Source organism: Cupriavidus mimosae, assembly GCF_023952485.1.
In the GTDB taxonomy this organism is placed as follows: Bacteria; Pseudomonadota; Gammaproteobacteria; order Burkholderiales; family Burkholderiaceae; genus Cupriavidus; species Cupriavidus taiwanensis_C.
Genome location: NZ_JALHRY010000007.1, coordinates 350,032 through 374,908, shown reverse-complemented (window position 1 = coordinate 374,908; position 24,877 = coordinate 350,032). Strand labels below are relative to the sequence as shown.

22 protein-coding genes are annotated in these 24,877 nt (G+C 69.2%); 11 read left to right on the top strand and 11 right to left on the bottom strand.

All coding sequences use genetic code 11. The annotated features are described in order from the left end of the window. Positions 1–200: 200 nt before the first annotated feature. Together MKD50_RS16075 and MKD50_RS16070 are read left to right on the top strand one after the other, a co-directional pair. On the top strand, positions 201–1,796 hold the full coding sequence (locus MKD50_RS16075) for a 3'-5' exonuclease family protein (protein WP_240071793.1): 1,596 nt from the start codon (positions 201–203) through the stop codon (positions 1,794–1,796). Positions 1,797–1,923: 127 nt separating this feature from the next. After that, complete coding sequence (locus MKD50_RS16070) at positions 1,924–2,376, top strand: hypothetical protein (protein ID WP_252667674.1); 453 nt, start codon at positions 1,924–1,926, stop codon at positions 2,374–2,376. Between the two features lie 33 nt (positions 2,377–2,409). Here the strand turns inward: MKD50_RS16070 and MKD50_RS16065 are convergent, their stop codons facing one another. Both MKD50_RS16065 and MKD50_RS16060 read right to left on the bottom strand, forming a co-directional pair. After that, complete coding sequence (locus MKD50_RS16065; RefSeq protein ID WP_252667673.1) at positions 2,410–3,384, bottom strand: pyridoxamine 5'-phosphate oxidase family protein; 975 nt, start codon at positions 3,382–3,384, stop codon at positions 2,410–2,412. Between the two features lie 50 nt (positions 3,385–3,434). Continuing rightward, a complete protein-coding gene (locus tag MKD50_RS16060; RefSeq protein ID WP_252667672.1) occupies positions 3,435–4,085 on the bottom strand; it encodes a glutathione S-transferase family protein in 651 nt (216 codons plus the stop codon). 98 nt (positions 4,086–4,183) lie between these two features. On the opposite strand from MKD50_RS16060, the gene MKD50_RS16055 reads away from it, so the two are divergent. From MKD50_RS16055 to MKD50_RS16045, 3 genes are all read left to right on the top strand, one after another. Beyond that, positions 4,184–5,086, top strand: coding sequence for a LysR family transcriptional regulator (locus MKD50_RS16055; protein ID WP_115699913.1), 903 nt, complete (start codon positions 4,184–4,186; stop codon positions 5,084–5,086). Between the two features lie 202 nt (positions 5,087–5,288). Next, complete coding sequence (locus MKD50_RS16050; RefSeq protein WP_115702438.1) at positions 5,289–5,975, top strand: TetR/AcrR family transcriptional regulator; 687 nt, start codon at positions 5,289–5,291, stop codon at positions 5,973–5,975. Positions 5,976–6,122: 147 nt separating this feature from the next. Then, positions 6,123–6,797 carry a histidine phosphatase family protein gene (locus tag MKD50_RS16045; protein WP_115699912.1) on the top strand — a complete coding sequence of 225 codons (675 nt, stop codon included), beginning with the start codon at positions 6,123–6,125 and terminating at the stop codon, positions 6,795–6,797. A gap of 170 nt (positions 6,798–6,967) precedes the next feature. Here the strand turns inward: MKD50_RS16045 and MKD50_RS16040 are convergent, their stop codons facing one another. The 3 genes from MKD50_RS16040 to MKD50_RS16030 all read right to left on the bottom strand — a co-directional run bounded on the left by MKD50_RS16040 (position 6,968) and on the right by MKD50_RS16030 (position 9,731). Continuing rightward, positions 6,968–8,143, bottom strand: coding sequence for an acetyl-CoA C-acetyltransferase (locus MKD50_RS16040; RefSeq protein WP_252667671.1), 1,176 nt, complete (start codon positions 8,141–8,143; stop codon positions 6,968–6,970). 144 nt (positions 8,144–8,287) lie between these two features. Beyond that, positions 8,288–8,755, bottom strand: coding sequence for a PaaI family thioesterase (locus MKD50_RS16035; RefSeq protein WP_252667687.1), 468 nt, complete (start codon positions 8,753–8,755; stop codon positions 8,288–8,290). 4 nt (positions 8,756–8,759) lie between these two features. Next, entirely contained in the window at positions 8,760–9,731 is a 972-nt protein-coding gene (locus MKD50_RS16030) for an NAD(P)H-dependent flavin oxidoreductase (protein ID WP_240071788.1), read from the bottom strand. A 231-nt stretch (positions 9,732–9,962) separates the two neighbouring features. Between MKD50_RS16030 and MKD50_RS16025 the strand changes: the two genes are divergently transcribed. After that, positions 9,963–10,838 (top strand): crotonase/enoyl-CoA hydratase family protein, encoded by an 876-nt coding sequence (locus tag MKD50_RS16025; RefSeq protein ID WP_092311292.1) that lies wholly within the window; start codon positions 9,963–9,965, stop codon positions 10,836–10,838. 34 nt (positions 10,839–10,872) lie between these two features. Beyond that, positions 10,873–11,544 (top strand): nitroreductase, encoded by a 672-nt coding sequence (locus MKD50_RS16020; RefSeq protein WP_252667670.1) that lies wholly within the window; start codon positions 10,873–10,875, stop codon positions 11,542–11,544. A gap of 9 nt (positions 11,545–11,553) precedes the next feature. On the opposite strand, the gene MKD50_RS16015 is transcribed toward MKD50_RS16020, so the two are convergent. Together MKD50_RS16015 and MKD50_RS16010 are read right to left on the bottom strand one after the other, a co-directional pair. Further along, positions 11,554–14,310, bottom strand: a complete 2,757-nt coding sequence (locus MKD50_RS16015) for a winged helix-turn-helix domain-containing protein (protein ID WP_252667669.1) — start codon at positions 14,308–14,310, stop codon at positions 11,554–11,556. A gap of 170 nt (positions 14,311–14,480) precedes the next feature. Then, positions 14,481–16,028 carry an AMP-binding protein gene (locus tag MKD50_RS16010; protein ID WP_252667668.1) on the bottom strand — a complete coding sequence of 516 codons (1,548 nt, stop codon included), beginning with the start codon at positions 16,026–16,028 and terminating at the stop codon, positions 14,481–14,483. A 254-nt stretch (positions 16,029–16,282) separates the two neighbouring features. On the opposite strand from MKD50_RS16010, the gene MKD50_RS16005 reads away from it, so the two are divergent. The 4 genes from MKD50_RS16005 (at position 16,283) to MKD50_RS15990 (ending at position 21,656) form a co-directional block, all read left to right on the top strand. Beyond that, complete coding sequence (locus MKD50_RS16005; RefSeq protein WP_240071784.1) at positions 16,283–17,434, top strand: acyl-CoA dehydrogenase family protein; 1,152 nt, start codon at positions 16,283–16,285, stop codon at positions 17,432–17,434. Between the two features lie 41 nt (positions 17,435–17,475). Next, on the top strand, positions 17,476–18,711 hold the full coding sequence (locus MKD50_RS16000) for an acyl-CoA dehydrogenase family protein (RefSeq protein ID WP_252667666.1): 1,236 nt from the start codon (positions 17,476–17,478) through the stop codon (positions 18,709–18,711). Positions 18,712–19,606: 895 nt separating this feature from the next. Then, positions 19,607–20,743, top strand: coding sequence for an FAD-dependent monooxygenase (locus tag MKD50_RS15995; protein ID WP_252667665.1), 1,137 nt, complete (start codon positions 19,607–19,609; stop codon positions 20,741–20,743). Positions 20,744–20,813: 70 nt separating this feature from the next. Then, a complete protein-coding gene (locus MKD50_RS15990) occupies positions 20,814–21,656 on the top strand; it encodes an IclR family transcriptional regulator (protein ID WP_240071781.1) in 843 nt (280 codons plus the stop codon). Here the strand turns inward: MKD50_RS15990 and MKD50_RS15985 are convergent. The 4 genes from MKD50_RS15985 to MKD50_RS15970 form a co-directional block, all read right to left on the bottom strand. Further along, a complete protein-coding gene (locus MKD50_RS15985; RefSeq protein WP_371925355.1) occupies positions 21,643–22,656 on the bottom strand; it encodes a tripartite tricarboxylate transporter substrate binding protein in 1,014 nt (337 codons plus the stop codon). The two genes, MKD50_RS15990 and MKD50_RS15985, sit on opposite strands and share 14 nt — an antisense overlap. A 34-nt stretch (positions 22,657–22,690) precedes the next feature. After that, positions 22,691–23,542 carry an IclR family transcriptional regulator gene (locus MKD50_RS15980; protein WP_240071779.1) on the bottom strand — a complete coding sequence of 284 codons (852 nt, stop codon included), beginning with the start codon at positions 23,540–23,542 and terminating at the stop codon, positions 22,691–22,693. Between the two features lie 111 nt (positions 23,543–23,653). Next, complete coding sequence (locus MKD50_RS15975; protein WP_252667663.1) at positions 23,654–24,400, bottom strand: SRPBCC family protein; 747 nt, start codon at positions 24,398–24,400, stop codon at positions 23,654–23,656. Beyond that, a complete protein-coding gene (locus MKD50_RS15970) occupies positions 24,390–24,866 on the bottom strand; it encodes a (2Fe-2S)-binding protein (RefSeq protein ID WP_115699897.1) in 477 nt (158 codons plus the stop codon). Before MKD50_RS15970 ends, MKD50_RS15975 begins: the two co-directional genes overlap by 11 nt. Positions 24,867–24,877: the final 11 nt, after the last annotated feature.

Genomic DNA, 24,877 nt, shown 5'->3' with positions numbered 1-24,877 from the left:
CGCAATCTTTTTTGCTGCCGTCAGCGCTGCAAACCTTGCCGCGCCAACCTTCCGGTCGACCTCGCAACCCTTGCTGCGCCTGCCTTGCAGGTGCCGCGTCGTGTTGCGAGGGGGCGAATAGTAAGCGAGCGCGACGGGGTTGGCAAGGGGTATTTGAAAACTTCTTCGTGCCGCCATCGGCGGCCCCTTAAAATCGGCAAATGCCTGACCTGCCTACCTATCAACCGTCGCGCCTGCCAACGGACGGCACTCGCCTGTTAGACGCCCAGTCGCTGGCCGCCGCCCTGTCGCGTCCTATTGTCTTTGTCGACCTGGAGACCACTGGCGCGGACGCCCAGCGTGACCGCATCACCGAGATCGGCGTGGTGGAAGTGGGCCCGGACGGTATTGTCGAATGGGACACGCTGCTCGACCCCGGCATGTCGATCCCGCCGTTTATCCAGCGCATGACCGGCATCAGCGACGACATGGTGCGCGGGCAGCCCACCTTCGAATCCCTGGCCGAGTCGCTCGCCGAGCGCCTGCAGGGCCGCCTGTTCGTGGCCCATAACGCACGCTTCGACTACGGCTTCCTGAAGAACGCGTTCCGGCGCGCCGGTGTGACGTTCCGGGCCGACGTGCTGTGCACCGTCAGGCTCTCGCGCTCGCTGTACCCGTCGGTCGAGCGCCATGGCCTGGACGCGCTGATTGCCCGCTTCGGCCTGACGCCCAAGGGCCGGCACCGCGCGCTGGCGGATGCCGAGCTGCTGTGGCAGTTCTGGCAGAAGATCCATGCCACCTATTCGGTCGACCTGGTGGAAGCGGCGGTGCGCACGCTGGTGCGGCGCGCCAGCTTGCCGGCCGGACTCGAAGAGACTGCGCTCGAAGACGTGCCCGCAACCCCGGGCGTCTATATCTTCTATGGCGACCAGGACGTGCCGCTCTATATCGGCAAGAGCGTGCACCTGCGCCAGCGCATCGGCGCGCATTTTTCCGGCGACTACCGCTACGGCAAGGATATGCGGCTGGCGCGGCTGGTGCGCCGGGTCGAATGGCGGGAAACCGGCGGCGAAACCGGCGCGCTGTTACTGGAAGCCCGGCTGGTCAAGGCCATGCAGCCGGTGCACAACCAACTGCTGCGCCGGAATACGCGCCTGTACGCCTGGGAGCTGCCGCAGCAGTTGCCGGTGCCGCGCCTGCGTTCCGATCGCGACACGGACTTCTGCCGGCATCGCGACCTGTTCGGCGTCTTCGGCAGCCGTGGCGCGGCCGAGGCACGGTTGCGCGCGCTGGCCGAGGAGCACGGCCTGTGCATGGCCACGCTGTCGCTGGAAAAGACCACGCGCCGTGGCAGCCCCTGCTTTGCGCGCCAGGTCCACCGCTGCGCCGGCGCCTGCGTCGGCGTGGAATCGTCGCGCGAACACCGTGCCCGTCTGGCCGCCGCGCTGGGGCCGATCGCGCTGGTGCCATGGCCGTTCGACGGCCCGGTGGCCTGGCGCGAGCAACACGGCGCGCGCGCCTGGTGGCATGTGGTTGACGAGTGGTGCTACCTGGGCTGCGCGGACACGCTGGAGGATGCCGGCGCACTGGCCGCCGCGCCCGCGCATTTCGACCTGGACACCTACCAGATCCTGGCGCCGCGCCGGGAGCAATGGATGCCGGACGCGGTGCCGCTGTCGGTGCGGCGGGATTTCACGCTGACCGCCCCAGTGACGCCCACTGAAGCCCCGCGTCCCGCACGCGCGGTTCCGACGCATGCTGCACGCAAGTCCTCTGCCACTGCAGGGCAACAAACCCTGGGCTTGTTTGCCGAGTAAGCCTGCGTGGCCGCGGGCCCCGGTAATCTGTACGCCAAGCCCCAAAAGCCCCTTGCAAACGATGTGATGGCTCCACTAGTCTCCACAGGCCGGCCCTTGCCGCCGGCCGCGCCGATGTGGAGCCACCATGCCCGCCAACCCAGCCCGCGTTGCGTATGCCGCCCGACCCGTGGCGCGCAGGGATGCGCGCATCGCCGTCCAGTGCGCGACGATTCTGGCGGCGACTCTGACGGCGGCCTGCGCCGGGATCGGGACGGGCGCGATGCAAGACGTCATCGATTCCTGGAAGAGCATTCCGGTCGACGAAGCGAAGCGGCAGTGGGGGCCGCCGCAGGCCGTGCAGGCCCTTCCCGCCGGCACCGCCTACGTCTGGACCGATTTCGTGCCGGCCGCGCGACCGCCGGGCAGCGGCCCGCGCGATGCCGGCATGGAGCGCACGCCTGTGCCGGGGCAATGCCAGCGCAAACTGGTGACGGATTCCAATGGCATCGTTACCGGCGGCGAGTGGCGCGGCGACGCCTGCTGCATCACCGCGCTGGCCGGCCGCTGCGCCGCGCTCAAATATCGGGCGCGCGGCTGAACGCAGCCGTCGCCCGGCACCCACCATCCTCGATCAGCGTTCCGGCCACGCGCCGGTATCGGCCAGCACCGGCGAGAACTCCCGAAAGGCGAAGCGCAGCGGCAGCACGCGCTCGCGCCGCACCACGCGCTCGACATGCAGCCGCACCAGCCGCTCGGCGCCAGCGAAGGCAGCTAGTGCCTCGCCCTCCCAGATCACTTCGGCGCGGCCATTCACATGCAGCAGCGAACCGTCGGCAAAATCCGGCACGACGATGCCCGCACGCGGCTCGGCCATCAGGTTGCCAACCGTGTTGAAGAAGTTGTTGCCGTTGAAATCCGGGAACGTCAGGGTATGGGCGTCGTCCACGCGGATAAAGCCAGGCTTGCCGCCGCGGTGCGAGACGTCGACACCCCCGGTGTGCTCGCCCTCGTCTTGCGGCGACGCGCTATGGCTGGATGCGATGAACAGCGTATCGGCACCGCGCAGCCAGTCGCTGGCATGCGCATCGAGCGCGTCGCCGTGCCATGTCGCGGCCGCGGCGGCAGGCTCGGCCGAGGCGACATCGCGCAGCTGGATGTAGCGCGGGCAATTGCCGAAGCTCTGCTCGACCTCGACCGTCAGCCCTGCCTGATCGCGCGCCACGATGATCCCGTTCATGCGGTTGCGCCGGCGCGTGGGCAGCTCGATGCCAAGCAGCCCGATGCGTGCGCCCTGCTCCAGCGCCGCGGCCAGCGGATCGCCGGGCAACGGCACGGCGTCGATGCGCAGGTGCGTGGCGTCGGGCGTCTGCGCAAACCCGGGCGGTCCGACCAGCAGTGTGGCCCACGGCATGCCGTCGGCATCGACAGCGCCGGCCAGCAGGAACGGCAGTTGCGCGAAGAACGTGCGGTGCTGTTCTGGCATCTCGCCGCGGATCACGCGCGGACCCGCCGCGGCCATGCGCTCGCGCTTGCCGGCGCGCTGCTGTGCCGCGAGTTCGCCGGCGTGGAATGGCAGGCCGGCATGCGGCCAGGTGGGCAGGTCCATGATTGGCTCCTTCGCAACGTGAATGGCTTGGCGCTCGCCGGACGCAATGGCTAGGCGACCACGCTGGGCTTCGATACCACCATCGGCACAAAGCCGGGCAATGCCTCGACGCGGCGCAGCCAGGCATTGAGCGCCGGGTACGGCGCCAGCGGCACGTTGCCTTCCTCGGCGCGGGCGATATAGCTGTAGGCGGCCACATCGGCAATGGTGGCGTGATCGGCGGCGAGGAACGCGCCCCCGGCCAGCACCGACTCCATCAGCGTGAACAGCCGCTGCGCGCGGGCGACGGCATCTTCCATCGGCACCGGCCGCCCGAACAGCACGCCCAGGCGCGCGGCTGCCGGGCCGAACGCAATCTCGCCGGCTGCCACGGACAACCAGCGCTGCACGCGCGCGGCGCCGACCGGATCGCGCGGCAACCAGCGGCCGCCGTCATAGCGCGTGGCCAGGTAGACCAGGATCGCGTTGGAATCGCCCAGCACCACGCCGTCGTCGTCCAGCACCGGCACCTGGCCGAACGGATTCAGGCGCAGGAAGGCTTCGCTGCGCTGCTCGCCGCCGCGCAGGTCGACGTCCACCAGCCGGTAGGGCAAGCCCAGCAGCCCCAGCATCAATTCGGCGCGATGCGCGTGGCCGGACACCGGCGAACGGTACAGCACCAGCGGCCCGGCGGGCACTGCGGGGGGATTCGTCTGTTGCATGGCACTCTCCTGAGCGGTTGGTATGGACGGATTCTCGGCGTCGGCGACACTGGAATAAATGGGTCCATTGATATTTGACTACTCCGGAAAATGGAGTAATGTTTGGCGCCATGGACAAGCTACGTGCGATGCAGACCTTTGTGCGGATCGTCGACGAAGGCAGCCTGACGGCCGCCGCGGCGTCGCTGCATACTTCGTTGCCGGCGGTGGTGCGCACGCTGGCGGCGCTCGAATCCGAGCTGCAGGTGCGGCTGCTCAACCGCACCACGCGGCGGCTGTCGCTGACCGCCGAGGGGCGCAGCTACCTGGACGGCTGCCGGCGCATCCTGGCCAATATCGACGAAGTCGAAGCCGGCCTGACGGAGAGCCATGTCGAGCCCAGCGGCCAGCTCACGCTGACCGCCTCGGTCCTGTTCGGCCAGATGTACGTGGCGCCGGCAGTGACGCGCTTCGTGCAGCGCTATCCGCGCGTGCGCTGCCGCATGGAATTCACCGACCGCGTAGTGAACCTGCTCGAGGAAGACCTGGACGTGGGCGTGCGCATCGGCCCGCTGGCCGACTCCACGCTGGTGGCGCAATCCGTCGGCCGCATCCGCCGCGTGGTGGTCGCCACGCCGGCCTATCTGCGCAAGCACGGCGTGCCGCGCCATCCGGACCAGCTGGCCAGCGCCAACTGTGTGCGCTTCACCGGCAACCATGCGCACTGGTGGTCGTTCCGCGACGGCGAACGCGAATTCCATGTGCCGGTGTCGGGCAACCTGGAATTCAACCAGACCGCGCCCGCCGTGGCCGCCTGTGCGGCGGGTGCCGGCTTCGGCCATTTCCTGTCGTACCAGGTCGCGCAGCTGGTGGAAGAGCGCAAGCTGCGCATCGTGCTGGAAGACTTCGAGCTGCCGGCGTGGCCGCTGTCGCTGATCTATCCCCACGCACGGCTGCTGCCGGCGCGTACCCGCGCCTTCATCGACTGGATGCGCGACGAGCTGAGCCCGCGGTTCAGCTGAACTTTCATCATCCCGCGCTCGAGTTCAGAATGTTCCGATTGATGGACCGGGCAAAGCACGAGGCACGCGGCTCGCACCATCGTGCGCCGCACCGCATCCGTGCGGAACATTTGCAGGGCCAACCGACAAAACCTCTTGACGCGTTGCCGTGCGCACCGGTATTTTCAAATTCGAATCCGAATTCGAATACGGAAATATGACCATGTCAGCGACGCCTTCCAGCTTCCCCGCCAACGCTTCCTTCCCCCGTATCGACACCCCCTCGATCCTGCAGCCACCCCGCCAGCGCCGTGCGCGCGAGACCGAACAGGCCTTGCTGGGCGCGGGCCGCGAACTGCTGGCGACGCGCGACTTCGCCGCGGTCTCGGTGGCGCAGATCGCAGCCTCGTGCCAGGTATCGGTGGGTGCCTTCTATGGGCGCTTCCGCGACAAGATGGCCTATTTCGAGGCGCTGCGAGCGCTGGTGATGGAAGAGACCTCGGCGTCGATCGATCGCTACCTGGCGCAGGAACGCTGGGAAGATGTCACCACACCGGTTCTGCTGGAAAAGGCCGCCAGGTTCATGGTGCTCGGCACGCTGGCCAACCGTGGCGTGATGCGCGCGTCGCTGCGCCATGCCTCCACGCGTCCCGAGGAATGGCTGCCCCACCGCCAGAACGGTGAAGCGATCGTGGAGCGCATGGTGCAACTGCTGGTGCCGCGCCTGCCGCTGCCGGCCGACACCGCCGAACTGCGCGTACGCTTTGCCATGCAGGCCGTCTTCAGCGTGCTGGTCAATGCCGTGCTCAACGATTCCGGCCCGCTGCACCTTGACGACGAGCGGCTGATCACCGAGCTGAGCCGCCTGATGGCTGGCTATCTCGACGTCAGGCCGGCCGAGACGGCCTGAGCCTGCCTGGGTAATGCAGCCGGGCCATGGCTGCTATGAATTGCGCGGCGCTTGCTTGGCGGTGGCGCCGGCGCTCCCTACAATCTGCCCACGCCCGGCCCCGCGCCGAGTCAGCCCTATCCGTCTCACTGCTTATCGGGATCGCTCATGGCCACGCTTTTCCTCGTCCGCCACGGACAAGCCTCGTTTGGCGCCGCCAACTACGACTGCCTGTCGCCCACCGGCCGGCAGCAGGCGCGCTGGCTTGGCGAGTATTTCGCTGAGCGCGGCGTCAGCTTCAGCCGGGTGGTGGCCGGCACGCTGGTGCGCCAGCAGGACACCGCCACGGAAATCCTGGCCGGCATGGGGCAGCCGCAGGCCGCGGTGATCTCGCATCCCGGCCTGAACGAATACGACGGCGAGGCGCTGTACCGCTGCCACACCGGCGGCGCCGACCACCGCGCGCACCAGAACTCCGACTACAACGACTACTGGCGCACCTTCCGCGCGGCCTACGCGGCCTGGACGCAGGACGGGCTGGCGGAAATGCCCGAGAGCTGGACCGACTTCGGCGCGCGCATTGCCGGCGCGCTGGCGCAGGCCAGCGAGGGCACCACGCGCGAGGATGCGATCCTGGTGGTCAGCTCGGGCGGCGCCATCGGCCGCGCCACCGCCGACCTGCTCGGCGCGCCGGCGCAGGCCGCGATCGAGATGAACCTGCAGTTCCGCAATACCGCGTTCTGCGAGATCATTGTCGGCCGCGGCGTGCAGCGTCTGCTGAGCTTCAATAACGTGCCCCACCTCGAGCGTGCCGACCGGCGCAGCGCCGTGACCTTCGCCTGACGCGGATTGCGCGCTCGGCGCTATCCGCTCTCCAAATGGCAATGGCTGCGATTTCGCGGCCATTCCTTTTGCTACTCCGGCTGCTGGCGCGGGCACTTTGACATGCCCGCGCCGCCGGTCCTTCTCCCTTTACTGCTCTTTGTCGTGCTCTGTGCCGCTGCGCCTCTGTTTTACAGGCGCTCGACGATGGTCACGTTGGCCAGCCCGCCGCCTTCGCACATGGTCTGCAGACCGTAGCGCTTGCCATGCGTATGCAGCGCATGCACCAGCGTGGTCATCAGCTTGGCGCCGGAGCCGCCAAGCGGATGGCCCAGCGCGATTGCGCCGCCATGCACGTTCAGGCGTTCCGGATCGGCGCCGGTGGCCTTGAGCCAGGCCAGCGGCACCGGCGCGAAGGCTTCGTTGACTTCGAACAGGTCGATATCGCCGATGCGCAGGCCGGCGCGCTTGAGCGCCACTTCGGTGGCCGGCAGCGGCGCCTCCAGCATTACCACCGGGTCATGGCCGATCACGGTCATGCTGTGCACGCGCGCCAGCGGCTTGACGCCCAGCTTCTTCAGTCCGGCCTCGTTGACCACCATCAGGCCCGCGGCGCCATCGCAGATCTGGCTGGCGGTAGCGGCGGTGACGCGGCCGCCTTCGGCGATCAGCTTGACGCTGCCGATGCTTTCCAGCGTGGCGTCGTAGCGGATGCCTTCGTCGGTGGTGTGCATCTCGCCGTTGGCGCCGTCGGCGGTGCGCACCTCCACCGGCACGATCTCGGCGCCGAAGCGGCCGGCCTTGGTGGCAGCGATGGCGCGCTGGTGGCTTTGCAGCGCGTAGGCGTCGAGCTGTTCGCGCGACAGCTCGTACTTGCGCGCGATCATCTCTGCGCCGGTGAACTGGCTGAACTGCACGCCGGGGTAGCGTGCCTCGACACCCGGGCTCTTGGGTACGCCGAAGCCGTTCTTGGCCGGCAACTGCGACGACAGGCCCATCGGCACGCGCGTCATGCTTTCCACGCCGGCGGCGATGACGATATCCATCGCACCCGACATCACCGCCTGCGCGGCAAAGTGCAGCGCCTGCTGGGATGAGCCGCACTGGCGGTCGACCGAGGTGCCCGGCACGCTTTCCGGTAGGCGCGAGGCCAGGATGGCATTGCGCGCGACGTTGCCGGCCTGCTCGCCGACCTGGCTCACGCAGCCCATGATGACGTCTTCGACCAGCGCCGGATCGGCACCGGTGCGCTCCACCAGCGCGTCGAGCACCTGCGCCGCCAGGTCGGCCGGATGCCAGCCCGACAGCTTGCCGCCCTTGCGGCCGCCGGCGGTACGGACCGCCGCGACGATATATGCCTCAGCCATGTGATCTCCTTGGTTCGGTGCAGGCCGCCGGGGCAGCCCGAGTGTTGTGCAACATGCCGGCGGGCGTGCCGGCAGCTTCGACGGCTATTGTTGCGCCGCGGGTAGTCGCCAGCGTCGTCGGAAGCGACGAAGTTGCCGCAGCGCTCAGGCGCGCGGCGCCAGCACCGCGAAGATCGCCGTCGCGCGCAGCAGGCAGCGCTCGCCGCTGAACAGCCGGCAGGTGCCATAGCGCAGCCGCGAGCCGAGCTTGTCGAATTCCACGCGGGCCTCGACCCAGTCGCCCGGGCGCGCCGAGTCGAGATAGTCGAGGCTCAGGTTGACCGTGACCGCGCTTTTGGCGCGGCCGGTTTCCAGCGACATCATCATGCCGATGGCGGTATCGGCCAGCGTCGCCAGCATGCCGCCGTGCGGGATACCCAGGTTGTTCAAATGGCTCTCGTCGATACGCACCGCCAGCGTGCGGCGTTCAGCGTGCAGGTAGAGCTGGCCGAAGCCCGCCATGTAGCCGCTCATGCGGCGCAGCGGGACAAAACCCTCGGGCACGTCGGCGCCGGGTTCGGCCGGCGCGGCGATGGCGGGGGTCAGCGCCGCCTCGATTTCCGCCTCGGCCATGGCGTCAGGCAAAGTAGCGCGAGGCCACGCTGAGGTGTTCACGGCAATCGGCCACCATGCGCGCGATCAGTTCTTCGCAGCTGGGCACGTCGTCGATCAGGCCTACGCACTGGCCGGCGCTGATGATGCCGCCGTCGGTCTCGCCCGCCTTGAGCGCGGCCTTGCCGCGCACGCCGGCGACCAGATGCTTGACGTCCTCGAACTGGGCGCCGCCGGGACGGCGTTCGATGCTCACCACTTCATCCGACACGGCGTTCTTGAGCACGCGCGCGGTGTTGTGCAGGGTGCGGAAAATCAGGTTGGTGTCGCGCTCGCTGGCTTGCACCAGCGCCTGCTTGACGTTGTCGTGGATCGGCGCTTCGCGCGTGGCGCAGAAGCGCGTGCCCATGTTGACGCCCTCGGCGCCCAGCACCAGCGCCGCCGCCATGCCGCGTCCGTCGGCGATGCCGCCCGAGGCGATCACCGGCACCGACAGCTTGCGCACCGCCTGCGGGATCAGCACCATGCCGGGCACATCGTCCTCGCCCGGATGACCGGCGCACTCGAAGCCGTCGATCGAGACCGCGTCCACGCCCAGCCGCTCGGCCGACAGCGCATGGCGCACCGCCACGCACTTGTGGATCACCTTGATGCCCGCGGCCTTGGCCCGCGCGATATGCTCCTTGGGGTTGTTGCCGGCGGTCTCCAGCACCTTGACGCCGCTCTCGATGATGACGTCGAGGTAGCGCGCGTACGGCGGCGGGTTGATCGACGGCAGCAGGGTCAGGTTCACGCCAAACGGCTTGTCGGTCAGCTCGCGGCAGCGGCGGATCTCGGCGGCCAGGTCCTCGGGCGTCGGCTGCGTCAGCGCCGTCAGGATGCCCAGGCCGCCCGCGTTGGAAACGGCGGATGCCATCTCAGCGTAGCCAACCCATTGCATGCCGCCCTGGATGATCGGGTAGCGGATGCCAAGCAGTTCGGTGATGCGTGTCTTCATGGTGGTCCTTTTTCTGTCTGTGCCGGCAGGGGCAACGGCGTAATGTCGCGATGTGCCGGCCCTGCCGCCTGATCGGCATCAGTCTACGGCGACGCGTACGGTCCCAGCCTCGTCGGAAGCGACGATTGCGGGCGGCGCAATCTGCACTAGTGTTGGGCGAGCCCCGCCCCCGCTGCCGGCACGTGTTCCGGCACCCTTCGGCATCCTTCCCATCTCCAGCAGGAGTCCCGCATGACGCCAGCCACGCCTTCGTTCGAAACCCTGCGCTACGCCGTTGCAGACGGCGTCGCCACCATCACCCTGCACCGCCCGGACCAGCTCAATGCCTTCACCGCGCAGATGATGCACGAGCTGATCGCCGCGTTCGACGCCACCGATGCCGACGACAACGTGCGCGCGGTGATCGTCACCGGCTCCGGCCGCGCGTTCTGCGCTGGCGCCGACCTGTCCGGCGGCAGCTCCACCTTCGATTTCGAGAAGCGCTATGGCGCCAGCCCTGACACCGCGCATCGCGACGGCGGCGGGCGCGTGTCGCTGCGCATCTTCCGCAGCCTCAAGCCGGTGATCGCCGCGGTCAACGGCGCCGCGGTCGGCGTGGGCGTGACCATGCAGCTGCCGATGGATATCCGGCTGGCGTCGACCGACGCCAAGTTCGGCTTTGTCTTTGCACGCCGCGGCATCACGCCGGAAGCGGCGTCGTCGTGGTTCCTGTCGCGCGTGGTCGGGATTTCGACTGCGCTGGAGTGGTGCTACACCGGCCGCGTGTTCTCGGCACAGGAGGCGCACGAACGCGGCCTGGTGCGCTCGCTGCACGCCCCCGAAGACCTGTTGCCGGCGGCGCAGGCGATTGCGCGCGAGATCGCCGCCAATGCCGCGCCGGTGTCGGTGGCGATCTCGCGCCAGCTGATCTGGCGCATGGCCGGAGCCAGCCACCCGATGGAAGCGCACAAGCTCGACAGCCGCGCGATCCAGTCGCGCGGACGCTCCGCCGACGTGAAGGAAGGCGTCAGCGCATTCCTGGAAAAGCGCCCCGCCGCGTTCCCGGAAACCGTGTCGCACGACATGCCGGATTTCTTCGACTGGACCAGTGAGCCGCCCTTCGCCTGATGCGCACGCGTCCACCCCTGTTGCCGGAGTCCCGATGAAAGTCAGCCAAGCCGTCGCCAGCCGCAAGTCCGTCCGCGGCTTCCTGCCCCGGGCCGTTGCGCCCGACACCATCCGCCGCGTGCTCGACGCCGCGGCGCGCGCGCCTTCCGGCGGCAACCTGCAGCCGTGGCATATCCATGTGGTCGGCGGGGAGGCGCTGGAGCGGCTGCGCGACATCATGCGCGCACGCATCGCCGAGGCCCCAACCGGTGAAGCGCGCGAGTACGACATCTATCCGCGCGAGCTGGTCTCGCCCTACCGCGAGCGCCGTTTCGAGGTGGGCGAGGCGCTCTACCACCACCTCGGCATCCCGCGCGAGGACAAGGCCCGGCGGCTGGCGCAGTTCGCCAGCAACTTCACCTTCTTCGGCGCGCCGCTGGCGCTGTTCTGCACCGTGGACCGGCGCATGGGCCCGCCGCAATGGTCGGACCTGGGCATGTACCTGCAGACGGTGATGCTGCTGCTGCGCGAAGAAGGCCTGGACAGCTGCGCGCAGGAGTGCTGGGCAATGTATCCGCAGACCATTGCTGAATTCTTGTCGCTGCCGGCCGGACGGATGCTGTTCAGCGGCATGGCGATCGGCTACGAGGATCCCGAGGCGCCCGCCAACCGGCTGCGCGCCGGGCGCGCGCCGCTGGCGCAATTTACCGATTTCATCGGTATCTGAGTCGCGGCTTCAGAGCAGGCCGAGCTGGCGCGCGATCGCAACCGCCTGGGTGCGGTTGCTGGCGTGCAGCTTGGCGCTGATATTGCGCAGGTGCGTGCGCACCGTGGTCTCGGACACGAACAGGCGCTCGGCCATGGCGACGTTGGAATAGCCCTCGGCCAGCAGGTGCAGCACCTTCTGCTCCTTGGGCGTCAGCGGCTCGACCAGCGCCGGCGGCGCGGGCCGGCCGGCGCCGGGCGGCTCCGCGGTGGCCTGGGCGCAAGCCTGCAGCAGCTTTTCGACGTAAGGCGCGGGCAGGCTGGCCGCCTGGCGCGCGCAGGCGTCGGCCACCAGCCGGCGCACATCGTCGCCCTCGTCGGCAAAGATGCGCACGAAGCCTTCGGCCGCGCCGAAGCGCAACGCCTCGCCCATCACCACCAGCGCATGCGCGCCGTCGCCGCAGCGCTGCCACGCCTGCGCCAGCAGGATGCGCAGCTTGAGCGCGCGGCGCATCAGCTGGTTGCCGGCGGCGGCCGCGAGTTCGCGTTCGATGGCCTCGCGCACCGGCGTGCCGGGGCGCGCGTACAGGTCCAGCCGCAGCCGGCCCAGCGTGATGTCCTCGACATCGCTGGCAAACGAGCTGACGCCGGGGCGCGTGCGCCACAGCGCCGGATCGGCGGCGCGCTCGATCGCTTCCTGCGCGGCATGCACATTGCCCTGCCGCAGCGCCAGGCGGGCGCGCTCCAGCATCGCCGCCATCACCAGCCGCGTCAGGCCGCGATGGTGGCCCAGCGCTTCGAGCTGGGCCAGCCATTCGTGGGCCTGGTCGGTCTCGCTGCGCTCGAAGGCGATGCGGGCCAGCACCGCGTGGCCGGTGATGATCTGGTCGGGCAGGCCGAGGTCGCGCGACAGCGGCAGGTAGACGTTGAGCAGCCGGCCGGCACGCTCGGAATCGCCGCTCTCATAGAGGCCCTCGGCCAGCAGGATGCCGGCCATGGCGTTGCCGTTGGTGGGACCGAAGCGGTTCGGCAGCATCGTGCTGGCGGCGATGCGGAAACGCGCCAGCGCCTGCTGCAGCCGCCCCTGGCGCAGGTCGATCAGCCCTTCGACCGATTCCGAGAAGATCTTGTTGAAGTTGCTGTCCGACCCGCGCACTGCGTGGCGCGCCACCTGCAGCAGCCGGCGCGCCTCGGGATAGTCGCCGGCCACCGCGGCCAGCCGCGCCATCGAGGTGGCCAGGATCGCGTCGGGGAAGGCATAGCCCATCGGCAACGGTGGCAGCTCGTTGCGGGCGAAGGCGCGCGCGTCGTCGAAGCGGTCCATCATGTTCAGCAGCATGTGGCGCAACGCGCGGATATGGGCCAGCAGGTCGCCGGCCGCGCCTTCAGTGGGGATCTGCTGCAGCAGGGCGATGGCTTCGGCCGGCCCGCGCGTGAACGACACCGCCCATACCCGCGCGATCTGCAACTTGGGCAGCCGCGCCAGTTCGTCGGCGGGCACCGACTCCAGCCAGCGCGTCAGCAACCGCATGCGCCCCTGCGCCAGCAGGTCGTCGGCGGCGCTGTCGAGCAACTGCAGCGCATGCGTCAGCGCACCGGCGGCGACGGCGTGTTCGATGGCGGGCACCAACCGCCCCTGCGACTCATACCAGCGCGACGCCGACAGGTGCAGCCGCGGCACGGACTCGGGCATGGCCTGCGCCAGCTGCGCGCGCAGGAAACCGGAAAACAGGCTGTGATAGCGATACCACTGCTCCGGGGCGGCGCCCGAGCCGCGTTCGCCATAGCGTTCGCTCTCCAGCGGCAGCAGGAACAGGTTGGCGCGCTCCAGCCAGGCGAGGATCTCCTCGCTGCTGCCGGCGGCGGGCTGGCACACTGCATCGCACAGTGGCCCACACAGCTGGTCCAGGATCGAAGTGCGCAACAGGAAGTCGCGCACCGGTTCGGGCAGGTGCAGGAAGACGTCTTCGACCAGGTAATCGGCAATGGCTGCGTTCGAGCCCGAGAAGCCTGCAATGAAGCCCTCCGGCTGGGTACGCCGCTCCAGCGCCACCGACGCCAGCCACAGCGCCGTGGCCCAGCCCTCGGTACGCCGGTGCAGCACGCTGATGGCAGCCTGCTCCAGCTTCAGCCCGCGCGCCTGGCGCAGGAAGGACGCAGTCTCGTCGGCGGAAAAGCGCAGCTGCGCCGGCTCGATCTCGAGCAGTTCGCCACGCGCACGCAAGCGGGCCAGGCCGGTTTCGGGGACCCAGCGCGTGCCGATCACCACGCGGCAGCCCGGCGGCAGGCTTTCCACCAGCTGCCAGACCAGCCCCGCCACGGCGGCGTTCTGCACCGCTTCGAAATCGTCAAGGAACAGCGTGAAGTCGCCGTGATGGCTGGCGAGGCGGTCGATCAGCGCCAGCGCCTGTTCGCCCGGATCCTGCGCCAGCGGCTGGCGCGCGGACCGGTCCGGCCCGCCGCTGCCCATGCCATGCGCGATGGCCGCCTCGATCGAGCCGAGGAAGCGCGAAGGGTCATTGTCCGAGCGGTCCAGCGTCAGCCACGCGGTGCGGCCGCCGGCGGCCTCGAGCCGCGCGCGGCACTGGAGCATGGCGGTGGTCTTGCCGAAGCCGGCGGGTGCGCGCACCAGCACCAGCTTGACGAAGCCCGCCGCGCACACGGCATCGCAGATCGCCGCGCGCTGGACCTGGAACGGGGTCAGCAGCGGCGGGCGCAGCTTGGCGGCCAGCGATGCCGCGCCGGCGGGTGGCGGCGTGCGCCGTCCGGTCTCCTCGATACTTGCCATTGGCTGTCAGTGGTCTCCCGCACATCGCGGCCCTTGGCGGGCGCGCCATGCGCCGCCGGCGCTGCAGGATGCAGGCGGGTGGCCGTGGCTGTGGTGTAGCGAGGCATTATGACGTAAACCGCTGCGCTCGCGAAAACGCAGGCCGCGGCCAGGCACAGCTTGCCGCTGTCTCACACCAGTTTGCTGGCGTGACCGGCCCAGTAGCGGTCGCGCAGCAGCCGCTTGAGCAGCTTGCCGGTGGGCAGGCGCGGCAACTCGGGCTCGAAGTCGACCGAGCGCGGGCACTTGATGGCAGACAGGTTGGCGCGGCAGAACGCGATCAGCTCGGCCGCCAGTTCGGGCCCGGCCTGGCCCATGTCGGCGGGCTGCACCACGGCCTTGACCTCTTCGCCAAAATCTTCGTTGGGCACGCCGATCACGGCGACATCCATCACCTTCGGATGCGTCATCAACAGGTTCTCGGCCTCTTGCGGGTAGATGTTGACGCCGCCGGAGATGATCATGTTGGCCTTGCGGTCAGTCAGGTACAGATAGCCATCCGCGTCCACGTAGCCGACATCGCCTATGGTGCTCCAGTCCGGATGCCGCGGATGGCGCGTCTCCGCGGTCCTGGCCTCGTCGTTGTGGTACGTGAACGGGCGGCCCTCGGCAAAGTAGATGGTGCCCGGCTCGCCCGGTGGCAGCAGCGCGCCGTCCGGCCCGCAGATGCGCAGCTTGCCCACCATGGCGCGCCCGACCGTGCCCTTGCGCTCTTGCCATTGCGGCGTGTCGACCACGGTCACGCCGTTGCCCTCGGTACCGGCGTAGTACTCCCAGATCACCGGTCCCCACCACGCGATCATCGCTTCCTTCACCTGCACCGGGCATGGCGCGGCCGCGTGGATCGCCACGCGCAGCGACGACACGTCATAGCCCTGCCGCTGCGCCTCGGGCAGCTTGAGCATGCGCGAGAACATCGTGGGCACCAGTTGCGTATGCGTGATGCGGTGTTGCTGCACCAGCCGCAGGAACTGCTCGGCGTCGAAATGCTCCATCACCACCGCGGTGCCGCCCAGCGCCTGCACCGACATGTTGTACCGCAGCGGCGCCGCGTGGTACAGCGGCGCCGGCGACAGGTAGCGCGTGTCGGCATCGAAGCCGTAGAGCCGCTGGCACAGCGCGGTCAGCGTGGTCGGCGCGTCGATGTCGGGACTGGACGGGGGCGCGTATACGCCTTTGGGCCGCCCCGTGGTGCCCGATGAATACAGCATGTCGCCGCCGGTCGTCTCGTCGTCGATGCGCGTAACCGGACAATCGGCCAGCGCGGTCTCGTAGGCCTGATAGCCGGGCACCGTGCCATCCAGCATCAGGCGCGCCTGCAGCGCCGGCGTCTGCCCGGTCAGCGCCGCGGCGATCTCCGCCTGCGTGTGCGTGGTGACCAGCACGCGCGCGCCGCTGTCGTTGACGATATAGGCCGCGTCGGCCGCGTTCAGGCGCGTGCTCAGGCAGATATAGACGATGCCGCTGCGCTGGGCGCCCCAGCACAGCTCGAACAGCCGCGGATGGTTCTCCACCATAAAGGCCACGCGGTCGCCGCGCTGCAGGCCGAGCTTGCGGAACAGGTGGGCGACCTGGTTCGAGCGCTGGTCCAGCTCGCGGTAGGTGACGACGGCGCCGCTGCCGCCCATGATGATGGCGGGCTTGTCGGGCGTGCGCTGCGCGTGGATGTGCGGATGCATGGCGTGGAGCTCCTCGACGGGGATGGTGGGTGGGCGAATGCCGCTTGCGCATTCTCGGAACCCTGGCCGGTTCGACCATCGTCGGAAGCGACGAAGCGGCACGGGCTGGTTTTGTCGCAGCGCCGCAAAAAGACCGCGCCTGCGGCCGGCGCGTCAGCTTCGTCCGATGCGACGATGCGCCGCCGGCCGGCCTGGCCGGAAGATGCCCGCCAGACTACCGCCCTCACGCCTCACCCTTATCCGAAGGAGCCAAGGTGGATTTCCAGTTCAGCGAAGAACAGTCGATGCTGCGCGACACGCTCGCGCGCTACCTGGCCGATCATTACGATTTCGAAGCCCGCCGCGCGGCGGCACAGTCCGCGGCGGGTTGGCGCCCCGACTGCTGGCGCGCGTTTGCGCGCGACCTTGGCATCCTGGGCGCCGCGTTTCCCGAGCACCTCGGTGGCCTGGGCGGCAGCGCCGTCGAGCACATGGTGGTGATGGAACAACTCGGCCGGCACCTGGTGCTGGAACCCTACCTGGGCACCGTGGTGCTGGGCGGCGGCGCGCTGCTGCACGGCAGTCCCGAGCTGGCGGCGCAGTGGATCCCGGCCATCATCGGCGGCGAGGCTACCGTGGGTTGGGCCCATGCCGAGCCCGCCAGCCGCTACTGCCGGCACGACGTGCAGGCCAGCGCCACGCGCCAGGGCGACGGCTACCGGCTCAGCGGCCACAAGCACGCCGTCGCCGGCGCGCCGTTCGCCTCGCATCTGCTGGTCAGCGCCCGCAGCAGCGGCGTGCGCCGGGACCGGAATGGCATCAGCCTGTTCTGGCTCCCGCGCGACACGCCGGGCGTGACGCTGCGCGAATATCCCACTTTCGACGGCCAGCGTGCCGCCGAGGTGCTGCTCGACAACGTGCAGGTGCCGGCCAGCCAGCGCATCGGCGCAGAAGGCGAAGCGCTGCCGCTGATCGAGCAGCTGTGCGACCACGCCATGATCGCGCTGGCCGCCGAAGCCAATGGCGCGATGGCGCGCATGCTGGCCGACACCATCGACTACGCGCGCCAGCGCAAGCAGTTCGGCGTGCCGATCGGCACCTTCCAGGTGCTGCAGCACCGCATGGCCGACATGTACATGCAGCTGGAGCAATCGGTGGCGCTGACACAGGTGGCCGCCATGCAGGCCGCCGGCGCTGCGCCCGTGCGCGCGCAGGCCGCGTGCGCGGCGAAGATCCAGGCCGGCCAGGCGGGCGCCTTCGTCGGCCAGGGCGCGGTGCAGATCCACGGCGGCATGGGCGTGACCGAAGAACTGGCCGTGGGCCACTACTTCAAGCGCGTCACGGCGATCGACCTGCAGATGGGCTCGGCCGAGCACCACCTGCGCCGCTATGCCGACCTGCTCTATCCCGCCCGGGCTGCGGCCTGAAGCCGCCCCTATCCACGATCGAATACCAGAGAGGCCCGCCGATGCATCTCGATTTCTCTCCCCAAGACCAGCAGTTCCGCGAAGATGTGCGCGCCTGGATTGCCCAGGCCTATGACGCCGACCTGCGCGCGATGATGGCGCAGTCCAAGAATGGCTACCTCGACAAGGCCGGACAGGTGCGCTGGCAGAAGGCGCTGCACGCGCGCGGCTGGGCCGCGCCGAACTGGCCGAAGGAATACGGCGGCCCGGGCTGGGGCGCAACCGAGCGCTTTATCTTCCAGTCCGAGCTGGCTGCCGCGGGATGCCCGCCGGTGTCGCCGATGGGCCTGAAGATGGTGGCGCCGGTGATCATGAAGTACGGCACGCCCGAGCAGAAGCAGCGCTTCCTGCCGCCGATCCTGAGCTCCGACGTTTGGTGGTGCCAGGGCTATTCCGAGCCCAACTCCGGCTCCGACCTGGCGTCGCTGCAGCTGCGCGCCGACCACGGCACCGACAGCGACGGCGAGCACTACGTCCTGAACGGCTCCAAGATCTGGACCACGCATGCGCAATGGGCCGACTGGATGTTCTGCCTGGTGCGCACCAGCCGCGAATCCAAGCGCCAGGAAGGGATTTCGTTCCTGCTGCTCGACATGCACACGCCCGGCATCACGGTGTCGCCGCTGCCGACGCTGGATGGTCCCATGCCCGGCCAGCAGGAGGTGAACCAGGTCTTCTTCGAAAACGTGCGGGTGCCGGTGGCCAACCGCATTGGCGAGGAAGGCAAGGGCTGGACCTACGCCAAGTACCTGCTGGAATTCGAGCGGGGCGGCACGTATAGCCCGATGCTGCGCAAGCAGCTTTCCAAGATCGCGGAGATTGCGGCGGAGCAGCCTGGCGATGACGGTGGCCGGCTGCTGGACGACCCGGTGTTCCGGCGCAAGCTGGCTGCCCTGCACCTGCGTGCGGCGGCGCTGGAGGCGGTTGAGTTGCGGGTGTTTTCCGGGGTGGAATCGGGCACCTCGATCGGCGCGGCTTCCAGCATGCTCAAGCTCACGGGCACCGAGACGCTGCAGGCGGCTAGCGAACTTGCGGTGGAGGCGGCGGGGCCTGCGGCGCTGCCGTTCGTGCAGGACACCTGGGCGGAACTGCAGGGGCGCGATGCGCCGGAGCGGGTCGGGGCTGACTATGCTGCGGTGCTGGCGCCGCGCTACTTTAACTATCGGAAGGCTTCGATATACGGGGGGTCTAATGAGATTCAGCGGAACATTATTGCGAAGCTTGTGTTGGGGCTTTGAGGGGGTGGGGGGGCGGGGTTTCGACTCGTTTTTTGGGTGGGCGCTGTTGGTGACATGCTGTCGGCTTTTGAACCGCCTGGTTCCGCCCTGCTGGGCGGGTCACTTTTTGGCCGAGCGCCAAAAAGTAACCAAAAAGCGCGTTTACTGCCCTGCGGGCGGCATGTCTTATCGTAGTGTGCGCAGGGTTTTCGTACGGGGCTGGGCTTCCTCACATAGCTGGACTGCCTGCCGCAGGGGTGCACCACGGTGGCAGGGGCGTTGAAGTGTTGGTTGAACGAGCCCAGAGCGCGGAGTGGTCCCTGCTGCGGGCCTTACCGTAGGAACGCCTACGGCTGCGCTGCGCGCCGGCCCTCTCGCGCGGCGTGGGCTCTGGCATGGGACGCATCACTGCGCTCGCTTGGCGCTGCCGGTCTGTGGTCGGGGCTGAGAATCGTACAACGCCTGCGACTGCGTTCGCGCGAACGGCAAATGACCGTCGCCACAATTGAGCCTGCGCAGCAGCCGCAGGCGTCCCCGCGATACGGCCGGCAGCAGGCTGCCTACACCCTCATTGGGATTGTTCAATAGTGGGTGATCTCAGGCACTATCCCTGACTCACATAGCGTAGCAGGGCCGAACGGGCACCCACGCCCAAACGGAAAGCACCACCGCCCGACCCACCAACGCCGTGGAATTGATTGCCAGCCGCACAGGCGACGCGCTTTTTGGTTACTTTTTGGCGCTCGGCCAAAAAGTGACTCGCCGGCTACGCCGGCGAAACAGCCGCGCCCGCTAAGAACCATAACAGCCGCACGTCCCTAGGGTTCCCCCTTAATTGACGCTCACCCCTCTCGCCCATATATTTTTATGAACATTTAGTTCATTTTTGAACACAACACAACGATCAGCTGGAAAAATGCCCCTCAAAATCGGAATCAATGGCGCCGGCATCGGCGGCCTCGCGGCGGCCATCGCGCTGCACAAGCTCGGCATGGATGCCGTGGTCTACGAACAAGCTCCCCGCTTTGCCCGCGTCGGCGCCGACATCAACCTGACCCCCAACGCCGTGCGCGCCCTGGACGGGCTGGGCGTGGGCGAGGCCCTGCGCGAAACCGCGGCGCGTCCCAGCCACCGCATCAGCCGCATGTGGGATACCGGCGCCGAAACCTCGCGCCTGCCAATGCAGGACGAAGCGGAGCGGCGCTATGGCGCGCCGCAGCTGACCATGCACCGCGCCGACCTGATGACGGCGCTGGAAGCCGCCGTGCCGGGCGCCTGTGTGCGGCTGGATCACAAGGCCGTGGCGATCGAGGCCCGCGCCGATGGCGCGACGCTGCGCTTTGCCAACGGGGCGCAGGACGATGTCGACGTGCTGGTCGGTGCCGACGGTATCCATTCCACCGTGCGCACCGCGCTGTTCGGCCAGGAAAGCCCGATCTTCACCGGCGTGGTCGCGTATCGCGCCGTGGTGCCGGCCGCGCGCCTGGCCGGCGTGCCCAACCTGGGCACCTTCACCAAATGGTGGGGTCCGGACGCGGCCACGCAGATCGTCACCTTTCCGCTCAACCGCGGCCGCGACATCTTTATCTTCGCCACGGTCGCGCAGGAAGCCTGGCGCCATGAGTCGTGGACCACGCCGGGCCGCGTGGAAGACCTGCGCAGCGCCTATGCCGGCTTCCACCCCGAGGCACGCGCGCTGCTCGACGCCTGCGACGACGTGCTGATCTCCGCGCTGTACGTGCGCGATCCGCTGCCGGCGTGGTCGGCCGGCCCGGTCACGCTGATGGGCGACGCCTGCCATCCGATGATGCCGTTCATGGCGCAGGGCGCGGGCATGGCGATCGAAGACGGCGTGGTGCTGGCGCGCTGCCTGGCCGATGCCGCGGGCGACGGCGCCGCCGGCGTGCCGGCCGCGCTGGCGCGCTACCAGGCCGTGCGCCACGCGCGCACCAGCCGCATCCAGATCGGCTCGCGCAGCAATGCCTGGCTCAAGGAAGGCGGCAATGCCGACTGGGTGTACGATTACGACGCCTGGAACGTCGCCCTCGGCTGAAGCCGCGGCCCGCGTTCCATGCCAGCACGGCCGCCAGCGCGGCCGTTTTCCATGGATAGTCAACGCCAACATGCCCAAATCCCGCCTGCCGACCGAACCCGACGACGACGGCGCAGCATCGGAAGACGCCCGCGAGGCGCAACTGGTGTCGCCGGTCATCCGCGGCCTGCGCCTGCTGCGCTTTATCGCCGAAGGCGGCGCCACCGCCAACCTGAGCGAGGTCGGCCGCCGCATCGACGTGAACCGGGTCACCGTGATGCGCCTGCTCGATACGCTCGAGCATGAAGGCATGGTCGAGCGCCTGCCCCAGGGCGGCCACCAGGTCGGCTTCAACTTCCTGAAGCTGGCCTCGCGCGTGCTGGCCTCCAACGATCTGACCAGCTTTGCCGGGCGCGTGCTGGCGCGGCTCAGTGCGTCGCTGCAGCTGTCGGCCTACCTGGCGGTGCGCGATGGCGGCGATGCGCTCTACCTGCTGCGGCAGATGCCGGCCGCCGCGCTGGTCAGCAATATCCAGGTGGGCAGCCGCGTTGCCGCGCACCTGACCACGCCGGGCCGGATGCTGATTGCCGAACTGCCGCCCGAGACGCTGCGCGAATTGCTGGGGCCCGATCCGCTGCCGGCGGTCACCGGGCAGAGCCCGGCAACCCATGCGCGCCTGGCCGAGATCCTGGCCGCCGACCGCGAGCGCGGCTGCGCCTGGAGCTTCTCGGCATACGAGCCGGGTATCGACGCCTGCGCGGCACCGGTGCGCGGGGCCGACGGCGCGGTGATCGCCGCCATCAGCGTGGCCGGGCCGCAGCAGCGTTTCGAGGCCGACGGCACGCTGCGCGAGCGCGTGGCGAAGGAAGTCCGGCAAGCCGCGCGCGACCTGTCGGGCCTGATGGGTTACCGGGGCGACGCTACTCCGCGGTGATGCCGTACTGGCGGATCACCTTTGCCCAGGTTGCGGTTTCCTCGCGGATGCGCTGAGCCAGCGCCTGCGGCGTGCTGCCCACCGGCTCCATGCCCTGGCGCTGCAGTTCGGCGCGCACCGCCGGCCTGGCCAGCAGCGCCCGCACGTCGGCGCCAAGCGCATCGGCCGCGGGCTGCGGCGTGGCTTTCGGCGCCAGCAGCGCGTACCAGGAACTGACGTCGATGCCGGGGACGCCCTGCTCCGCCAGCGACGGCACATTGGGCGCGGCCGGCGACCGTTGCGGCTGCGTCACCGCCAGCGCGCGCAGCGCGCCGGATTGGATGAACGGCGCCAGCGTCGGCCAGGTGCCGAACAGCATCGGCACCTGCCCGCCCACCACGTCGTTGAGCGCCTGCGTGGTGCCCTTGTACGGCACGTGCAGCAGCGTGATGCCGGCCTGGTGGCGGAACAGTTCGCCAGCCAGGTGCAGGCCGCTGCCGACGCCCGGGCTGGCGTAGCCCGGCGGCTTGCCCGACTTGTCGGCCTGCCTGGCCAGGCTGACCAGCTCCTGTACCGAATGCGCCTGCACCGACGGGTGCACCGCCAGCACGTTAGGCGAGCCCGCCAGCAGCGACACCGGCCGAAAATCGCGCTCGACGTTGTAGGCCAGCGTCGGCATCAGGGTCGGGTTGATGGTCAGGTTGCCGGCGGGAGCCACCAGCAGGGTGCAGCCATCGCCCGGCGCGCGCCGCACCGCGTCGATGCCGATATTGCCGTTGGCACCCGGCTTGTTGTCGACCACGAAGGGTGTGCCGCGCTGCTGCTGCAGCCCGTGGGCCAGCGTGCGCGCAAGCTGGTCCGCCGGCCCGCCCGCCGGGAACGGCACCACGATGCGCACGTTGGCGCAAGCGGCCTGTGCTGCCGGCCAGGGCAGGCATGCCGCCAGCGCCACGGCCAGCGCCGTGCCGGCCAGCCATCGGCGCCGCCGTGGCGCCCGCTTTCCTTGCATGCTTTGCTGCATCTTGTCTTCCCTGTAGCGGGACGGCACCTTGCCGTCAGGCGAACGGCCTGGGCACGTCCGGCCGGTAATCGAGCAACCGCGACAACTCGGCGGCGGCCCGCCGCACCTGTTCCACCATATTGTCGAGCTGGTCCGGGTCGATGCGCGCGGCCGGGATGGTGGCGCCCAGCGCCGCCGTCACCTTGCCGCTGCGGTCCCGCACCGGCGCCGCGATGGTGGAGATGCTGGCCTCGAAGAAGCCTTCGTGCAGCACATAGCCGCGCTGGCGGTCGCGCTGGACCATTTCGTACAGTTCCTCGACCGTGCGCGGCGTGCTTTCGGAATAGACTTCCAGCCGCTCTTCCGGATAGAGCGCGCGCAGTTCGGCCAGCGACAGGTCTTCGAGCAGCACGCGCCCCAGCACCGTGGCATGCGCGGGCAGCCGAGTGCCGACATTGACGGTGCTCGCAAACGGGCGCGACGCCACCGACTTGGCCACATAGACGATGGAGCGCCCGTCGCGCACCACCAGGTTGCACGGGTAATGGATCTCGTCGCGCAGCCGGTCGAGCAGCGGACGGCCCAGCTCGGTCAGCTCCAGCGAGGCCAGGTAATCAAAACCGAGGCGCAGCACCGCCATGCCCAGCCGGAACTCGCGTCCGCCGTCGGTGCGCTCGACGAAGCCCATCATTTCCAGCGTCGCCAGCAGCCGGAACACGGTCGAACGCGGCACCTTGAGCCGGCGCGCCAGCTCGGCGGCCGACAGCGTGCGCTCGCGGCTGCTGAATTCGCCCAGCAGGCGCAGGCCGCGCTCCAGCCCCGGCACGATGTACTTGTCCTGCGCGCTGTCCTGCGCACCCTCCGGGCCGCTTTCCTGCGTGTCTTCCTGCGGCGAATCGGTCGTCATGGTCTGTCTCTGCAATAGTCGGTCTTGGCGCAACGTTCTCATATATCACGCCTGCACCCGATAGGGTACCCGTATTGCGGACAGTCGCCGCCGGCAAGGCCGCGGACGCCGCTACGTGCCCGGGCGCAGGTAGTCGCGCAGCCACGCCGCGCACTGCTCGCCGTGCGCGGCGGGCCAGCGCACCAGGATGGTCTCGTCGGGGCGGCGCAGCTCGATGCAGATCTCGGCATGCGGCCCGCGCGCGGCGTCGGTGCGCCCGAACAGGCGCGCCAACAGCCCGGCCGGAGCGGCTTGCGGCGCCTCCGGGCGCGCCGGCAGCACTGCGTGGCCGTTGGCGGCCGAACGCGGCGCGACGGCAGCCGCCTGCGCCGCGGGCGCTTGCTGCGCCGGCTCGGGCGCAGCCTGCCCGTCCTGCGGCGACAGCCGCGCCAGCAGGTTGGCGCCGAACTCGTCCCACATGCGGTCGGCCTTGGTCTTCATCACGCTCAGGCCGAAGGTGCCCAGCCGGCCCAGCACATCGACCTGCACCCGGATGCGCAGCTGTGTGCCGCCATGGTCCAGCGGCGTCAGGAACAACTCGCTCGACTGCCGCAGCGAGCTGGCCACCGAAGCGTCCTCGCCGGTGCCCTCGGTGCGCAGGTAATGGGGCGCGCGAGTCTCGACGATCTTCGTATGCAGCCGGAAGCGCGCGTTGATGAAGGCGATCTTTACCGCCATGTGCGCGACGTACTCGACCTCGCTGAGCACTTCGATCGATTCCATGCCGGGCACGCACGCGCCCATCACGTTGGGGTCGAGCAGCAGCTCCCACACGCGCGCCGGCGGCGCCGCGGTGACCAGGGTCTTTTCAATTTCCACGCATTGCCTCCGCGGCGGACAGGACCGATTCGACGATGCCGACATAGCCGGTGCAACGGCACAGGTTGCCGTTCAGGCCATGGCGGACCTCCTCTTCGGTCGGATTGGGGTTGTTGGCGAGCAGCGCGCACGCGGCCATCAGGAAGCCCGGCGTGCAATAGCCGCACTGCAGTCCGCCGTGCTCCATGAAGCTTTGCTGCAGCGGATGCAGCTGGCCGTCGGCGGCCAGGCCTTCCACGGTCATCACATGGCGGCCGCGCGCCTGCATCGCGAGCATCAGGCAGGACTTGACCACCTCGCCGTCGACCAGCACGGAGCAGGCGCCGCAGATGCCGGTCTCGCAGCCGCGCTTGGTGCCGGTCAGGTTCAGGTCGTCGCGCAGCAGGTCGGCAAGCAGGCGCCGCGCCGGCACCTGCACCTGGTGTTCTTCACCGTTGACGGTGAGTTCTATGGTGACTGGGTTCATGGGTAGGCTCC

What these genes read in the sequence shown, in the direction of transcription:
- MKD50_RS16075 (WP_240071793.1), top strand. Translation starts at nt 201, where the DNA reads ATGCCTGACCTGCCTACCTATCAACCGTCGCGCCTGCCAACGGACGGC.
- MKD50_RS16070 (WP_252667674.1), top strand. Translation starts at nt 1,924, where the DNA reads ATGCCCGCCAACCCAGCCCGCGTTGCGTATGCCGCCCGACCCGTGGCG.
- MKD50_RS16065 (WP_252667673.1), bottom strand. Translation starts at nt 3,384, where the DNA reads ATGGACCTGCCCACCTGGCCGCATGCCGGCCTGCCATTCCACGCCGGC.
- MKD50_RS16060 (WP_252667672.1), bottom strand. Translation starts at nt 4,085, where the DNA reads ATGCAACAGACGAATCCCCCCGCAGTGCCCGCCGGGCCGCTGGTGCTG.
- MKD50_RS16055 (WP_115699913.1), top strand. Translation starts at nt 4,184, where the DNA reads ATGTTTGGCGCCATGGACAAGCTACGTGCGATGCAGACCTTTGTGCGG.
- MKD50_RS16050 (WP_115702438.1), top strand. Translation starts at nt 5,289, where the DNA reads ATGTCAGCGACGCCTTCCAGCTTCCCCGCCAACGCTTCCTTCCCCCGT.
- MKD50_RS16045 (WP_115699912.1), top strand. Translation starts at nt 6,123, where the DNA reads ATGGCCACGCTTTTCCTCGTCCGCCACGGACAAGCCTCGTTTGGCGCC.
- MKD50_RS16040 (WP_252667671.1), bottom strand. Translation starts at nt 8,143, where the DNA reads ATGGCTGAGGCATATATCGTCGCGGCGGTCCGTACCGCCGGCGGCCGC.
- MKD50_RS16035 (WP_252667687.1), bottom strand. Translation starts at nt 8,755, where the DNA reads ATGGCCGAGGCGGAAATCGAGGCGGCGCTGACCCCCGCCATCGCCGCG.
- MKD50_RS16030 (WP_240071788.1), bottom strand. Translation starts at nt 9,731, where the DNA reads ATGAAGACACGCATCACCGAACTGCTTGGCATCCGCTACCCGATCATC.
- MKD50_RS16025 (WP_092311292.1), top strand. Translation starts at nt 9,963, where the DNA reads ATGACGCCAGCCACGCCTTCGTTCGAAACCCTGCGCTACGCCGTTGCA.
- MKD50_RS16020 (WP_252667670.1), top strand. Translation starts at nt 10,873, where the DNA reads ATGAAAGTCAGCCAAGCCGTCGCCAGCCGCAAGTCCGTCCGCGGCTTC.
- MKD50_RS16015 (WP_252667669.1), bottom strand. Translation starts at nt 14,310, where the DNA reads ATGGCAAGTATCGAGGAGACCGGACGGCGCACGCCGCCACCCGCCGGC.
- MKD50_RS16010 (WP_252667668.1), bottom strand. Translation starts at nt 16,028, where the DNA reads ATGCATCCGCACATCCACGCGCAGCGCACGCCCGACAAGCCCGCCATC.
- MKD50_RS16000 (WP_252667666.1), top strand. Translation starts at nt 17,476, where the DNA reads ATGCATCTCGATTTCTCTCCCCAAGACCAGCAGTTCCGCGAAGATGTG.
- MKD50_RS15995 (WP_252667665.1), top strand. Translation starts at nt 19,607, where the DNA reads ATGCCCCTCAAAATCGGAATCAATGGCGCCGGCATCGGCGGCCTCGCG.
- MKD50_RS15990 (WP_240071781.1), top strand. Translation starts at nt 20,814, where the DNA reads ATGCCCAAATCCCGCCTGCCGACCGAACCCGACGACGACGGCGCAGCA.
- MKD50_RS15985 (WP_371925355.1), bottom strand. Translation starts at nt 22,656, where the DNA reads ATGCAGCAAAGCATGCAAGGAAAGCGGGCGCCACGGCGGCGCCGATGG.
- MKD50_RS15980 (WP_240071779.1), bottom strand. Translation starts at nt 23,542, where the DNA reads ATGACGACCGATTCGCCGCAGGAAGACACGCAGGAAAGCGGCCCGGAG.
- MKD50_RS15970 (WP_115699897.1), bottom strand. Translation starts at nt 24,866, where the DNA reads ATGAACCCAGTCACCATAGAACTCACCGTCAACGGTGAAGAACACCAG.